This window comes from Geodermatophilus bullaregiensis, assembly GCF_016907675.1.
In the GTDB taxonomy this organism is placed as follows: Bacteria; Actinomycetota; Actinomycetes; order Mycobacteriales; family Geodermatophilaceae; genus Geodermatophilus; species Geodermatophilus bullaregiensis.
Map to the genome: position 1 here is coordinate 553,681 of NZ_JAFBCJ010000001.1, position 14,085 is coordinate 567,765.

13 protein-coding genes are annotated in these 14,085 nt (G+C 75.2%); 4 read left to right on the plus strand and 9 right to left on the minus strand.

What is annotated here, in order from left to right; all coding sequences use genetic code 11:
- Positions 1-3 precede the first annotated feature (3 nt).
- The 4 genes from alaS to JOD57_RS02520 form a co-directional block, all read right to left on the minus strand.
- Entirely contained in the window at positions 4-2,691 is a 2,688-nt protein-coding gene (alaS, locus tag JOD57_RS02505; protein ID WP_204690457.1) for an alanine--tRNA ligase, read from the minus strand.
- Positions 2,692-2,755: 64 nt separating this feature from the next.
- Positions 2,756-3,070 carry a hypothetical protein gene (locus tag JOD57_RS02510; protein WP_204690458.1) on the minus strand — a complete coding sequence of 105 codons (315 nt, stop codon included), beginning with the start codon at positions 3,068-3,070 and terminating at the stop codon, positions 2,756-2,758.
- Positions 3,070-3,507: a DUF948 domain-containing protein gene (locus JOD57_RS02515; RefSeq protein ID WP_204690459.1), complete on the minus strand. Its 438-nt coding sequence runs from the start codon at positions 3,505-3,507 to the stop codon at positions 3,070-3,072. Before JOD57_RS02515 ends, JOD57_RS02510 begins: the two co-directional genes overlap by 1 nt.
- Positions 3,508-3,598: 91 nt before the next feature.
- On the minus strand, positions 3,599-4,936 hold the full coding sequence (locus JOD57_RS02520) for a replication-associated recombination protein A (RefSeq protein ID WP_204690460.1): 1,338 nt from the start codon (positions 4,934-4,936) through the stop codon (positions 3,599-3,601).
- 36 nt (positions 4,937-4,972) lie between these two features.
- Between JOD57_RS02520 and JOD57_RS02525 the strand changes: the two genes are divergently transcribed.
- Positions 4,973-5,830 carry an aldo/keto reductase gene (locus JOD57_RS02525; RefSeq protein WP_204690461.1) on the plus strand — a complete coding sequence of 286 codons (858 nt, stop codon included), beginning with the start codon at positions 4,973-4,975 and terminating at the stop codon, positions 5,828-5,830.
- Positions 5,831-5,855: 25 nt separating this feature from the next.
- Here JOD57_RS02525 and JOD57_RS02530 read toward each other — a convergent pair whose 3' ends face one another.
- The 5 genes from JOD57_RS02530 to JOD57_RS02550 all read right to left on the minus strand — a co-directional run bounded on the left by JOD57_RS02530 (position 5,856) and on the right by JOD57_RS02550 (position 11,639).
- A complete protein-coding gene (locus JOD57_RS02530) occupies positions 5,856-6,734 on the minus strand; it encodes a type IV toxin-antitoxin system AbiEi family antitoxin (protein ID WP_204690462.1) in 879 nt (292 codons plus the stop codon).
- Between the two features lie 188 nt (positions 6,735-6,922).
- The gene (aspS, locus tag JOD57_RS02535; protein WP_204690463.1) at positions 6,923-8,680 is read right to left on the minus strand and encodes an aspartate--tRNA ligase; all 1,758 of its coding nucleotides are present in this window, start codon (positions 8,678-8,680) and stop codon (positions 6,923-6,925) included.
- Positions 8,681-8,713: 33 nt separating this feature from the next.
- Positions 8,714-9,694, minus strand: a complete 981-nt coding sequence (locus tag JOD57_RS02540; RefSeq protein ID WP_204690464.1) for an aldo/keto reductase — start codon at positions 9,692-9,694, stop codon at positions 8,714-8,716.
- Positions 9,694-10,956, minus strand: a complete 1,263-nt coding sequence (gene hisS, locus JOD57_RS02545; protein WP_204690465.1) for a histidine--tRNA ligase — start codon at positions 10,954-10,956, stop codon at positions 9,694-9,696. Before hisS ends, JOD57_RS02540 begins: the two co-directional genes overlap by 1 nt.
- On the minus strand, positions 10,953-11,639 hold the full coding sequence (locus JOD57_RS02550; RefSeq protein ID WP_204690466.1) for an MBL fold metallo-hydrolase: 687 nt from the start codon (positions 11,637-11,639) through the stop codon (positions 10,953-10,955). The genes hisS and JOD57_RS02550 overlap by 4 nt, the downstream gene beginning before the upstream one ends.
- Positions 11,640-11,808: 169 nt before the next feature.
- Between JOD57_RS02550 and JOD57_RS02555 the strand changes: the two genes are divergently transcribed.
- Genes JOD57_RS02555 through JOD57_RS26640 form a run of 3 tightly spaced genes read left to right on the plus strand, consistent with a single transcriptional unit; the run spans position 11,809 to position 14,082 of the window.
- Positions 11,809-12,648, plus strand: a complete 840-nt coding sequence (locus tag JOD57_RS02555; protein WP_204690467.1) for a peptidylprolyl isomerase — start codon at positions 11,809-11,811, stop codon at positions 12,646-12,648.
- A complete protein-coding gene (locus tag JOD57_RS02560) occupies positions 12,645-13,364 on the plus strand; it encodes a peptidylprolyl isomerase (RefSeq protein ID WP_204690468.1) in 720 nt (239 codons plus the stop codon). Before JOD57_RS02555 ends, JOD57_RS02560 begins: the two co-directional genes overlap by 4 nt.
- Positions 13,365-13,410: 46 nt before the next feature.
- A complete protein-coding gene (locus tag JOD57_RS26640) occupies positions 13,411-14,082 on the plus strand; it encodes a class I SAM-dependent methyltransferase (RefSeq protein ID WP_204690469.1) in 672 nt (223 codons plus the stop codon).
- The last annotated feature ends 3 nt before the right edge of the window (positions 14,083-14,085 follow it).

The following is a 14,085-nucleotide window of genomic DNA, read 5'->3' on the forward strand; positions in this document are numbered from 1 at the left end:
CGGTCACCTCCCTGCGGCGGTCGCGACCGCCTGTTCACCCGCCTGGAGGGCGGCGGGGATGCCGCCCGGGTCCGTACCGCCGCCCTGGGCGACGTCGGTCTTGCCACCGCCGCGGCCACCGACCGGGCCGGCCGCGGCGCGCAGCACGTCGTTCGCCGACAGGCCGCGCTGCTGCGCGGCGGGGTTGAGCGCCGCGACGAGAGCCACCTTGCCCCCCGACTCCGAGGCGAGCAAGACGACTCCCGGGCGGTCCCCGAGACGCCCGCGGACGTCGAGGGCGAGCGTGCGCAGGTCACCCCCCGACAGCCCGGACGGCGACCCCGCGACCACGGCGACCCCGCCGACGTCACGCGCCTGCGCGGCCAGCTGGCCGGCCGCGGCCTGGGACTGCTGGGCGCGCAGCTCGGCGATCTCGCGGTCGACCTCGCGGAGCCGGGACACGATGCCGCCCACCCGGTCGAGCAGGCCGTCGGTCGGTGACTTGAGCAGCTCGCCGAGCTGGCGGACCAGGTCGCGCTCGCGGGCGAGGTAGCGGAACCCCTCCAGCCCGACGACGGCCTCCACGCGGCGCGAGCCCGCGCCGACCGAGGACTCCCCGGTCAGCGCCAGCGTGCCGACCTGCGCGCTGCCGGCCACGTGCGTGCCGCCGCAGAGCTCGCGCGACCAGGGGCCGCCGATCTCGACGACGCGCACCTGCTCGCCGTAGGTCTCGCCGAACAGCGCCAGCGCGCCGATGGCCCGGGCCTCCGGCAGCGTCATGAAGGAGGCGCGGACCCGGTGGTCGGCGCGCACCGCGGCGTTGGCGACGTCCTCGATGTCGGAGCGCTGCTGCGCGCTGAGCGCACCCTGCCAGGCGAAGTCCAGCCGCAGGTAGCCGGGCCGGTTGTAGGAGCCCGACTGCAGCGCCTGCGGGCCGAGCACCTGGCGCAGCGCTGCGTGCACCACGTGGGTGCCCGAGTGCGCCTGGCAGGCCGACAGCCGCCACTCGCGGTCGACCTCGGCGGTGAGCTCGGCGCCCTGGCCCAGCGCCCCCTCGAGCACCCGCACCTGGTGCACCACCAGGCCCTTGACCGGGCGCTGGACGTCGAGCACCTCGGCGCGGCCGCCGTCCCAGGTCAGGCTGCCGGCGTCGGCGACCTGGCCGCCGGACTCGGCGTAGAACGGCGTGCGGTCGAGCACCACGCGCACGACCTCGCCGGCGCCGGCCTCGGCCGGGCCGCCGTCCTCGCCGTCGAGCTCGGCCACCAGCCCGAGCACGCGGGAGTCGGTGCGCAGGGTGTCGTAGGCGCGCCAGTCGGTCGGGCCGTGCTCGGCCAGCAGCCGCCGGTAGGCCAGGACGTCGACCGAGCCGGTGCGCTTGGCGCGGGCGTCGGCGCGGGCGCGGTCGCGCTGCTGCTGCATGAGCGCCCGGAAACCGGCCTCGTCGACGGTCACGTCCTGCTCGGCGGCCATCTCGAGGGTGACGTCGATCGGGAAGCCGTAGGTGTCGTGCAGGGAGAAGGCCTGCTCGCCCGACAGCGCCGGGGTGCCGGCGGCCTTGGCCTGGGCCACGGCGGTGTCGAACAGCGCCGTCCCGGAGGTCAGCGTGCGGCGGAAGGCCTCCTCCTCGGCGTAGGCGACCGCGGAGATGCGCTCGAAGTCGGTCGCCAGCTCCGGGTAGCTGCCGCTCATCGCGTCGCGGGAGACCGGCAGCAGCTCGGGCAGGGTGGCGGTGTCGACGCCGAGCAGCTTCATCGAGCGGACGGCGCGGCGCAGCAGGCGGCGCAGGATGTAGCCGCGGCCCTCGTTGCCGGGGGTGACGCCGTCGCCGATGAGCATCAGCCCGCTGCGGACGTGGTCGGCCACCACGCGCAGCCGGACGTCGGCCTCGTGGTCCTTGCCGTAGGTGACGCCGGCGAGCTCGGCGCCGCGGCGCAGCACCGGCGCGACCTCGTCGATCTCGTACATGTTGTCGACACCCTGGAGCAGGAAGGCGACCCGCTCCATGCCCATGCCGGTGTCGATGTTCTTCTTCGGCAGCTCACCGACGACCCGGAAGTCCTCCTTGCTCCGGACGTCGGTGAGCTCGTACTGCATGAAGACGAGGTTCCAGATCTCGAGGAACCGGTCGCCGGCGGTGTCGACCAGCGGGCCGCCGTCCGGGCCGAACTCCGGGCCCCGGTCGAAGTAGATCTCCGAGCAGGGGCCGCCCGGACCGTCGGCGCCGGTGTGCCAGTAGTTGTCCTTCTTGCCCAGCCGCTGGATCCGCTCGACGGGCAGCCCGGCGATGCGGTGCCAGGCGTCGGCGGCCTCGTCGTCGTCGAGGTAGACGGTCACCCAGATGCGGTCGGGGTCGAAGCCGAGCCCGCCCTCGGCCAGCGGCCCGGTCACCAGCTCCCAGGCGTGCCGGATCGCGCCGTCCTTGAAGTAGTCGCCGAAGGAGAAGTTGCCGTTCATCTGGAAGAACGTGCCGTGGCGGGTGGTCTTGCCCACCTCCTCGATGTCGAGGGTGCGCACGCACTTCTGCACGCTGGTGGCCCGCGGGAACGGAGCCGGCTCGCGGCCGGTCAGGTACGGGATGAACGGCACCATGCCGGCGACGGTGAACAGCAGCGAGGGGTCCGGCGACACCAGCGACGCGCTGGGGACGACGGTGTGCCCACGCTGCTCGAAGTGCTGCAGGAAGCGGCGGCGGATCTCGGCGGTCTGCATCTGGACTCGGGTCTCCTGCGAGGGGTGGCGGCGGTGCGCGGAGAGGCGCGCCGCCGCCGGGAGGTCAGCGGTCGGCGGCGTGGGCCCCGCGACCGGGCAGCTGGCGACCGGGCAGCTGCCGTCCGGGCAGCTGGACCTGGTCGCGCTCGGGCAGCGGTGCGTCGAGGCCGGTGCCGCTGCGCAGCTCCTCCTCGCGCACCGCCGCCGCGGCGCGCACGTCGGCACCGAAGTCGCCGATGGCGTCGGCGAGGTCGCGCAGCCCGTCGGCGATCGAGGCGCCGATGCCGGCGGGCGTCATCCGCTCGGCGGCGCGGGACAGCTTGCGGACGACGAGGGCACCGATGGTGATGCCCATGGCCAGCCAGAACAGCCGGCGCATCAGGCGGCCCGCCGGGCATCGCGACGGGCACCGCGGCGCTCGCGGCGCGAGGCCTTGTCACGGGCGGCGGCCTCGGCGATCGCCTGCCCCTCGCGGCGCTTCTTCGTCGCGCTGCGCACGCCGTAGCTGAAGGCGGCGACCTTGATCAGCGGGCTGCCGACGGTGGCGGCGACGACGCTGGTCAGCGCCGCGACGTTGCTCGACACGTTGGCCGCGTTGCCGGTGATGTCGTCGACCCGCTCGAGGTTGCTGTTGACGTGGGCCACCGTCGTCTGCGCCTGGCTGAGGATCGGCCCGCTCTGCTCCCGCGTCTGCCGGATGGTCAGCGTGGCCTCGTCGAGGGTGCGCCCCAGCTTGAGCAACGGGACGGCGAGCAGCACCACCAGCAGCACCAGCGCCAGGGCGGCGATCAGTCCGGCCCACTCTCCTGCGGACACGCGGCGTCTCCTCTTGCTCGTCGGCTTGCTCGTCGCTGTCCGGGGTGGTCGCCCCGCCCCGGCGTGGTCACAGTAGTCGCGGGCCGATCCGTCACCGGGAGCGGCGGACGATGGCGCGCAGCTTCGCCAGCCGCGCCCCGATCGTCGCCTCGGCGCCGCGGTTGGTGGGCCGGTAGTAGTCCCGCCCGACCAGGGCGTCCGGCGGGTACTGCTGCGGCACCACGCCGTCGGGGTGGGCGTGCGGGTACACGTAGGTGCCGCCGTGGCCGAGCTTCCTCGCCCCCGCGTAGTGGGCGTCGCGCAGGCCCGCGGGCACCGGGCCGGCCAGCCCGGCGCGCACGTCGGCGACGGACTCGCCCATGGCCGTGGTGACGGCGTTGGACTTCGGCGCGGTGGCCAGGTGGACGACGGCCTGCGCCAGCGGGAAGTGGCCCTCCGGCATGCCGATGAAGGCGACCGCGTCGGCGGCGGCGACCGCGGTGAGCAGCGCCGTGGGGTCGGCCATGCCGATGTCCTCGCTGGCGGCGATGACCAGGCGGCGGGCGATGAAACGGGGGTCCTCCCCCGCCTCGACCATGCGCGCCAGGTAGTGCAGCGCGGCGTCGACGTCGCTGCCGCGGATGGACTTGATCAGCGCGCTGGCGACGTCGTAGTGCTGGTCGCCCTGCCGGTCGTAGCGCACCGCGGCCTGGGCGACCGCCGTCTCCAGCGTGGCGAGGTCGATCACCGTCTGCCCGGCCGCCAGCGCCGCCCCGGCGCCGGACTCCAGCGCCGTGAGCGACTTGCGCCCGTCCCCGCCCGCGATGCGGACCAGGTGGTCCTCGGCCTCCCCGGTGAGGGTCACCGCGCCGTCCAGGCCGCGGTCGCTGGTCAGTGCGCGGCGCAGCAGCGTGCGGACGTCGTCGTCGGACAGCGGCTGCAGGGCCAGCACCAGGCTGCGGGACAGCAGCGGGCTGACCACGGAGAAGAACGGGTTCTCGGTGGTGGCGGCGATCAGGCTGACGATCCGGTCCTCGACCGCGGACAGCAGGCTGTCCTGCTGCGTCTTGGAGAACCGGTGCACCTCGTCGATGAACAGCACCGTGCGCCGGCCGGCGTAGGTCAGCTCGCGCTTGGCGCTCGCGATGACCGCGCGGACCTCCTTGACCCCGGCGTCGAGCGCCGACAGCTGCACGAACTGGCGCTTGGTGGCCAGCGAGATGACGTGCGCGAGCGTCGTCTTGCCGGTGCCGGGCGGGCCGTGGAGGACCAGCGACATCGGCTCGTCGCCCTCGACCAGCCGGCGCAGCGGCGCACGGGGGCCGAGCAGGTGCGACTGGCCGACCACCTCGTCGAGCGAGCGGGGCCGCACGCGCACCGCCAGCGGCGCGCCCGGGTCGACGCCGGCGGGGCCGTCGTCCGGCGCCGGGTCGTCGAACAGGCTGGTCACGCTTGCCGACGCTACCCGCGGGGCACGACACCTCCCGTGCAGCAGCGACGCATCGGGGACGTGCCCGTCAGTGCCATCGGTCTGGGCGCGATGCCCCTCTCCAGCAAGACCGACCGACCCTCCCGGGAGGACGCGATCGCCACCGTGCACGCCGCGCTCGACGCCGGCGTGACGCTCGTCGACACCGCCGACGCCTACGCCCACGACGAGTCGGAGTTCGGCCACAACGAGTCGCTGGTGGCCGAGGCGCTGGCGGCCTACGGCGACGGTGCCCGCGACGTGCTGGTGGCGACCAAGGGCGGGCACACGCGGCGCGGCAGCGACTGGCTGCTCGACGGGTCGCCGTCCCACCTGCGGCAGGCGTGCGAGGCCTCGCTGCGGCGGCTCGGCGTCGACTCGGTCGGGCTCTACCAGTTCCACCGGCCCGACCCGGACACGCCGTGGGAGGACTCGATGGGCGCGCTGCGGCAGCTCGCCGACGACGGCCTGGTGCAGATGGTCGGCGTCTCCAACGCCGACGTCGCGCAGATCGACGTCGCCCGGTCGATCGTCGGCCGGGCGCTGGTGAGCGTGCAGAACCAGTTCTCGCCGGGCTGGCGGTTCTCGGCCGACGAGGTGGCGCACTGCGCCGCGCACGGGCTGGCGTTCCTGCCGTGGAGCCCGTTCGGCGGGGTGAGCGCGGCCGGGTCGCTGCCGTCGACCGCGCCGGCCTTCGCGGAGGTGGCCGACGAGCTCGGCGTGTCGGTGTACCGGGTGACGCTGGCCTGGCACCTCGCGCAGGCCGACGTCGTGGTGCCGATCCCGGGGGCGTCGCGGCCGGCGTCCATCCAGGACTCCGCCGCTGCCGCGGACCTGCAGCTGACCCCCGACCAGCTCTCCCGCCTGGACGCCTGACACAGCTGCGTTGCCGTCGCGTCGGTCATCGGCTCGTCGGCCGCCATCCCCGGCTGAGCAGCGCCCGCCGCGTGCGCCCGACCACGGCGGCCGGACCCGCCAGGTGCCGTCCGGCGAACCGCAGCACCAGCCACCCGTCCGCGGCCATGAGCGAGTACCGGTCGACGTCCCGGCCGAACTGGCCGACGTCGGCGTGGTGCCGCCCCTCGTACTCGACGGCCACCCGGTACCGCGCGTAACCGAGGTCGGCGTGCGCGACGACCCGGCCCCGGCGGTCGAGGACCGGCACCTGCACCTCGGGCGCGGGCAGGTCGCCGGTGGTCAGCCAGTACCGCAGCAGGCTCTCCGGCCGGGACACGGCACCGGGCGACAGCAACCCCGCGCAGGTCCGGGCGCTGACCACACCGCGGACCCGACCGGCCCTGGTGAGACGCCGCTGCAGGGAGGCCGCGTCCAGGGCGCCCGCGCGGAGGAGTGCGTCCCCCGTCGCCACGAGCTCGGCCGGCGGGAGGCGGGCGGCGAGGTCGAGGAAGGTCTGGGCACCGGAGGTGACGCGCAGGCCGCCGGCCTCCACCACGTCCTCCGCGCGCAGGTCGCGGACGTGCACCGCGAGCCCGCGTCGCTGCGGGAGCACCGGCCGGGGCCGCAGGACGACCTCGACCTCAGGTGGAGGGTCAGTCCCCGCCCCGAGCAGGGCCGCTGCGGTGCCGAGGCCGAAGGCCGCGTCCGGTGGCAGCAGACGGGTCCAGGCACTGCAGCGGGTGGCCAGCCCGTCGTCCGCGGCCCGGGAGAGGTACAGGCCCCGCGTCAGCCGGTGCCCGTCGGCAGCCACCTGCCGGCGGCGCGCTCCGGCCCTCCGCGCCTGCACCCACGTGTAGACCAGCGGGAGTTCGACGTCGTCCACGTCCGGGACCGTGCCGTCGACCCGGGCACCGGTCGGGCCGTGGCGGCCGGTTGTGGACGAGGCGACGCCTGTGGACCGACCGCCGCCTCGGAGATGATCATCGGGTCCTTGCCGCTCGCGCCGGCGCGTCGGCGCGTGTCAGCGGTAACGACCCGATGATCAACTGGGCAGGCAGGCAGGCGACGCCCTCAGCCGGTCGGGTCGGTGGGGCCCGGCAGCGGCGGCTCGTCGGCCACCGTGTCGATGCCGGCCTCCTTGCGCTGCGCCTCGGTGATCGGCGTCGGCGCACCGGTCAGCGGGTCGTAGCCGGCACCGGTCTTGGGGAAGGAGATGACCTCGCGGATCGAGTCGACCCCGGCCAGCAGCGCGGTCAGCCGGTCCCAGCCCAGGGCGGCACCGGCGTGCGGCGGCGGGCCGTAGGCGAACGCCTCGAGGAAGAAGCCGAACCGCTCCCGGGCCTCCTCGCGCGACATCCCGAGGGTCTCGAACACCCGCTCCTGCAGCGCGGCGTCGTGGATGCGGACCGAGCCGCTCATCAGCTCGTTGCCGTTGCACACCAGGTCGTAGGCGTCCGACAGCGCCGCGCCCCTGTCCTCGGGGAACCGCTCCCGCCACTCCGGGGTGGGCGAGGTGAACGGGTGGTGCATGAAGGTCCAGTCGCCGTCCTCGGTCTGCTCGAACATCGGGAAGTCGACGACGAACAGGAAGGACCAGGAGCCGGGCTCGATGAGCTCCAGCCGCCGGGCGATCTCGTTGCGGGCCGCGCCGAGCAGCTCCTGCGAGGTCCGGCGGGTGCCCGCGGCGAAGAAGACGCAGTCCCCCGGCTGCGCGCCGACGGCCTGGACCAGGCCGGACCGCTCGGCCTCGGAGATGTTCTTGGCCACCGGCCCGCCGAGGGTGCCGTCCTCGGCGATGGTCACGTAGGCCAGCCCGCGCGAGCCCCGGGAGCGCGCCCAGTCCTGCCAGGCGTCGAACGCCCGCCGCGGCTGCGACCCGCCGCCGGGCATGACCACCGCGCCGACGTAGGGCGCCTGGAACACGCGGAACGGCGTGTCGGCGAAGTAGGAGGTCAGCTCGGTGAGCTCGATGCCGAACCGCAGGTCGGGCTTGTCCGACCCGAACCGGTCCATCGCCTCGCGGTAGGTCATCCGCGGGATCTCGGGCACCTCGTAGGAGGCCAGCTCCCGCCACAGCGTGCCGACGACGTCCTCGGCGACGGCGAGCACGTCGTCGCGCTCGACGAAGCTCATCTCGAAGTCCAGCTGGGTGAACTCCGGCTGCCGGTCGGCGCGGAAGTCCTCGTCCCGGAAGCAGCGGGCGATCTGGTAGTAGCGCTCCAGGCCGCTGATCATCAGCAGCTGCTTGAACAGCTGCGGCGACTGCGGCAGCGCGTACCACTTCCCCGGCTGCAGCCGCACCGGGACGACGAAGTCGCGGGCCCCCTCGGGCGTCGAGCGGGTCAGCGTCGGCGTCTCCACCTCGACGAAGCCGTGCCGCGCCATGACCCCGCGGGCGATCCGGTTGACCTCGCTGCGCAGCCGCAGCACCCGGGCCGGGCCCTGCCGGCGCAGGTCGAGGTAGCGGTACCGGTAGCGGACGTCGTCGGAGGCGGCGGCGTCGGTCTCGATCGGGAACGGCAGCGGCGCGGCGGTCGACAGCACGGTCAGCGCGGCCGCGGCCACCTCGATCGCGCCGGTGGGCAGCTCGGGGTTCTCGTTGCCGGCCGGGCGCTGCCGGACCTCGCCGGTGACCTGCACGCAGAACTCGTTGCGGAGGGCGTGCGCCTCCTCCTCCCGGACGACGACCTGGACGTAGCCGGAGGCGTCGCGCAGGTCGACGAAGACGACGCCGCCGTGGTCGCGCCGGCGGGCCACCCAGCCGGCGAGGGTCACCGTGGAGCCGGCGTCGGAGGCGCGCAGGGTGCCGGCGTCATGGGTGCGGAGCAAAGGAGGGCCTCTCGGGGTCGGGGGGTGGTCGGCTCACCAGCGGTCGTGCACGTGCTCGCGGATGCGCTCGTCGTAGAGCCGCTCGAGGTCGGCGAGCTCGGCGTCGGTCAGCGGCGGGAGGTCCGCGGCCGCGGCGTTGCCGCGGGCCTGCTCGACGGAGCGGGCACCGGGGATGACGCAGGTGACGCCGGGCTGCTGGATGACCCAGCGCAGCGCGACGGCGCTGGGCGTGCGGTCGCCGCAGATCGCCACGAACTCCCGCGCCGCGGCCACACCGACGTCGTAGGGCACGCCGGCGAAGGTCTCGCCGACGTCGAAGGCCTCGCCGTTGCGGTTGAAGTTCCGGTGGTCGTCGGCGGCGAACGTCGTCGACTCGGTGTACCTGCCCGACAGCAGGCCGCTGGCCAGCGGCACCCGCGCCAGGACCCCGACGCCGGCCGCGGCGGCCGCGGGCAGCAGCTCCTCCAGCGGCTTGCGGCGGAACACGTTGAGGATCACCTGGATCGTCTGCACGCCCGGGTGCTGCAGCGCGGTCAGCCCCTCGGCGACGGTCTCCACCGACACGCCGTAGGCCGCGATCGCGCCGTCCGCCACGAGGGAGTCCAGCGCGTCGTACACCCGCCGGTCCGAGTAGACGGCGGGCGGCGGGCAGTGCAGCTGCACGAGGTCGAGGGTGTCCACGCCGAGGTTGCGCCGCGACCGGTCGACCCAGGCCCGCAGGTCCTCCGGCGTGAAGGACGCCGCCTCGAAGGGGTCGGCGCGCCGGCCGGCCTTGGTCGCGACGAACGGCCGCGCGCCCCGGTCGGCCAGGGCCTTGCGGATCCGCTCCTCCGACCGCCCGTCGCCGTAGACGTCGGCGGTGTCGAGCAGCGTCACCCCGGAGTCCAGCGCCGCGGCGAGCACCTCGCCGGCGGTCTGCTCGTCGACGTCGCCCCAGTCCCCGCCCAGCTGCCACGTGCCCAGGCCGACGACGGAGACCTCCGCGCCGGTCCGCCCGAGGGGCCTCTGCTCCATCAACCCGTCACCGCCGTCCGCAGCGCCTCGAACAGGTCGCCCACCGGGACGGCGCGCTGGTCCCCGGTGCGCAGGTCCTTGAGCTGGCCGACGCCCTCGGCCAGGTCGCGGTCGCCGACGACGACCGCGTGCGAGGCACCCGACCGCTCGGCGGCCCGCATCGCGCCCTTGAGCCCGCGGTCGCCGTAGACGGTGTCGGCCGCGATCCCGATCGCGCGCAGCCGCCCCACGAGCGTCACCGCCAGCCGCTTGGCCTCGGCGCCCAGCGGGACGACGAACGCCTGCACCCCGGCCGGGGCCGCGACGTCGAGCCCCTCGGCCTGCACCGCCAGCAGCGTCCGGTCGACGCCGACGGCGTAGCCGATGCCGGAGACGTCGGGCCCGCCGAGTGCGGCCGAGAGGCCGTCGAAGCGGCCTCCGCCCCCGATCGCCGACTGCGCGCCCAGGCCGCGGTGCACGACCTCGAACGTCGTCTTCGTGTAGTAGTCCAGCCCGCGCACCAGGCGGGGCGCCTCGGCCCAGGCGACGCCGAGGTCGGTGAGGTGCTGGCGGACGGCGTCGTAGTGCGCCCTCGTCGAGTCCGAGAGGTGGTCGACCATCAGCGGGGCGTCGTCGAGCTGGGCCTGCACCTCCGGCCGCTTGTCGTCGAGCACGCGCAGCGGGTTGATCTCCGCGCGGCGCCGGGTCTCCTCGTCGAGGTCCAGCTCCGCCAGGTACTCGACCAGCAGCTCGCGGTACTGCGGCCGGCAGGTCGCGTCGCCCAGCGAGGTGAGCAGCAGTTCGAAGTCGGTCAGCCCGAGGTCGCGGTACCCCTGCACGCACAGCGCCACGACCTCGGCGTCCAGCGCCGGGTCGTCGACGCCGAGGGCCTCCATGTCGACCTGGGTGAAGTGCCGGTAGCGGCCGGCCTGCGGGCGCTCGTAGCGGAACGCCGAGCCGACCGTCCACAGCTTCACCGGCAGCGCGCCGGTGTGCAGCCGGTGCTCGATGAAGGCCCGCACCAGCCCGGCGGTGAGCTCCGGGCGCAGCGTCAGCGAGCGGCCGCCGCGGTCGTCGAAGGTGTACATCTCCTTCGTCACGACGTCGGTGGACTCCCCCACCCCGCGGCTGAAGACGGCGGTCTCCTCGAACACCGGCGTCTCGACGTAGCCGTACCCGGCCCGCCGCAGCGGCGCGGTGAGCGCGTCGCGGACGGCGAGGAAGCGCGCCGACTCCGGCGGCAGGACGTCGAAGGTCCCCTTCGGCGCGGTCAGACCGCTCACAGCCCGCGCCCCCCCGGCGCCGCCGCGCCGGCCTCGGCGAGGTAGGGGTTGGTCGCCCGCTCCCGGCCGATCGTCGTCGCCGGGCCGTGGCCGGGCAGCACCACCGTCTCGTCGGCCAGCGGCAGGACGACGTCGCGCAGCGAGGTCAGCATCGCCTCCCAGGAGCCGCCGGGCAGGTCGACGCGGCCCACCGAGCCCGCGAAGAGCACGTCACCGGCCAGCAGCCCGGGCGCCTCGCCGAGGTCGAGGGAGAACACGACCGAGCCCCGCGTGTGCCCCGGCGCGTGCCGCACCGTCAGCTCCACCCCGGCCAGCGACAGGACGGCGCCGTCGTCGAGCGGGCGCACCTCCGACGGGTCGGGCAGCCGCACGCCGGTGATCAGCGGGGCCAGCGCCGGGCCGTGCCAGCGCGCGGGGTCGCTGAGCATGCCGAGGTCGTCCGGGTGCAGGTAGGCCGGGACGTCGTAGCCGTCGCACACCGGCAGGACGGAGAAGGTGTGGTCGAGGTGGCCGTGCGTCAGCACGACGGCGACGGGCTTGAGGCCGTCGTCGGCCAGCATCCGCGCCAGCGGCTCCACCGCGTCCATGCCCGGGTCGACCACGACGCACTCCGAGCGGGGCCCGGAGGCGACGGCGTAGCAGTTGGTGCCGAAGGCGCCGGCCGGGAACGAGCGGATGAGCACCCGTGCAGGTTACGCGGGTGATCCTCGCGCCCCTCCGGTCCGGCGACCGGGGCCGCTCAGGGAGCGCACCTAGACTCGCGGCCGACCAGCGGGGCACCGCGGCGCGGCCGGGAGCCGCAGCGGCCCGACGCCCCGCCGAGCAGCCGTCCGTCCGAGGAGTGTCCGACCCGTGCCGACCAACAAGCAGCGCCGGGTTGCCGCGCAGCGCCGCCTGCAGAAGCAGCTCGAGCGGCGTGCCGAGCTGGCCCGCAGGCGCCGCCGCAACCTGCTCGTCGTGGTGACCGTCGTCGCCGTCGTGCTCGTGGCCGGGGCGGTGGCCCTGGTGGCCGGCCTCGGGGGCGAGGACGACCCGGGCGCCGACGCCGCCGCCAGCAGCAGCGCCGCGGCCACCGCCGCCCCGGCGACGACGAACGCCGACGGCACGGTCACCTGCACCTACGCGCCCGACACCTCGGGGAACACCGACCTGGTCGACGTCGGCACGCCGCCCGACCCCGCCTCGACGCCGGCCACGGGCACCGTCCCGGTGCTGATGAGCACCAGCCAGGGCGACATCCCGCTCACCCTCGACCGCGCGAAGGCGCCGTGCGCCGCGGCCAGCTTCACCCACCTGGCCTCGCAGCAGTTCTTCGACGGGACGATCTGCCACCGCGAGGTCAACCAGCCCACCTTCGGCGTGCTGCAGTGCGGCGACCCGTCCGGCACCGGCTCCGGCGGCCCCTCCTACACCTACGCGGAGGAGGTCACGCCCGAGACCACCTACCCCCGCGGCACGATCGCCATGGCCAACAGCGGGGCGCCCGGCTCCACCGCCAGCCAGTTCTTCCTCGTCTTCACCGACTCGCAGCTGCCGCCCGACTACACGGTCGTCGGCACGGTGGACGAGACCGGGCTCGCGGTGCTCGACACGATCGCCGCGGCGGGCAACGACGGCTCCTTCGAGCCGAGCCCCGGCGGCGGTGCGCCGAACGTGCCGGTGACCATCACCTCGATGACCGTCGTCGCGTGACCCGCCGGGCGTCGGCCGCCGCGCTGGCCGGGGTGCTGCTGTCGCTGGCCGCGTGCGGCGGCACCGCGGCCGGCCCGGCGGCCTCCGAGGGGGACGCCGCCGGGGACGCCGCGGCCGGCAGCGGCGGGCAGGCGGAGACGGCGACCTGCGACTGGGTGGCCGCCCGGTCGGGCAACCCCTACGCCGTGGAGGTCGCCCCGCCGCCGGAGGAGGTCCCCGCGGAGGGCACCGCGGCGCTGCGGGTGACCACCACGCTCGGCGAGCTCACGCTGACCCTCGACCGGGCCGGTGCCCCCTGCGCGGCGGCGAGCACGCTGCACCTGGCCGAGGAGGGGTTCTTCGACGACTCCCCGTGCCACCGCGAGGTCGACAGCGAGGGCCTGCAGGTCCTGCAGTGCGGCGACCCCACCGGCACCGGCGCCGGCGGGCCGACCTACGCCTTCCCCACCGACGTCGACGGCTCGGAGACCTACCGGCGCGGCACCGTCGCGATGGCCAACAGCGGGCAGGGCCTCGACGGCAGCCAGTTCTTCCTCGTCTGGGGCGACAGCCTGCTGCCGCCGGACTACACCGTCGTCGGCACGGTGGACGACGCCGGGCTGGCCGTCCTGGACGTCGTCGCGGCCAACGGCAACGACGGCTCGCTCGACCCCAGCCCCGGCGGCGGCGCACCGACCGTCCCGGTGACGATCACCGCGGTGGTCCCGGTGGGCTGAGGGCCGCTCCGCTGGCCGGCGGTCCCGCCGGTGCAGACTGGGTGCGGTGTCCGCCGACCCCGCTCCCGACCGCGCCGACCACCACGACCCCTACACCGGCTTCCCACCCGGCTTCTTCGCCCGCGACGACGAGCGGCCCGACGCCGACTTCTACGGCCCGCCGCGGCTGGTCACGCACATCGACGACGCCGCGACCGCCGCCGTCGGCGACCTGTACGCCGAGCTGGGCATCGACGGGTCGGCGCGCGCACCGCGCCGGGTGCTCGACCTGATGTCCTCCTGGGTCTCGCACTTCCGCACGCCGCCGGCCGAGCTCGTGGTGCTCGGCATGAACGCCGACGAGCTGGCCGCCAACCCGGCCGCCACCGAGCGGGTCGTGCACGACCTCAACGCCGACCCGCGGCTGCCGCTGCCCGACGACGACGTCGACGCCGCCGTCTGCTGCGTGTCGATCGACTACCTGACCCGGCCGATCGAGGTGCTCGCCGAGGTCGGGCGGGTGCTGCGGCCGGGCGGGACGCTGGCCGTCACCTTCTCCGACCGCTGCTTCCCCACCAAGGCCGTCCGCGGCTGGCTGCTCACCGACGACGCCCAGCACGGCACGATCGTCGCCGAGCTGGTCCGCCGCACCGGCCGGTTCACCGAGCCGGTGGTCGAGCTGCGCACCGAGCCCGGCGTCGGCGACCCGCTCTACGCCGTGGTCGCCACCGCCCGCTGAGCC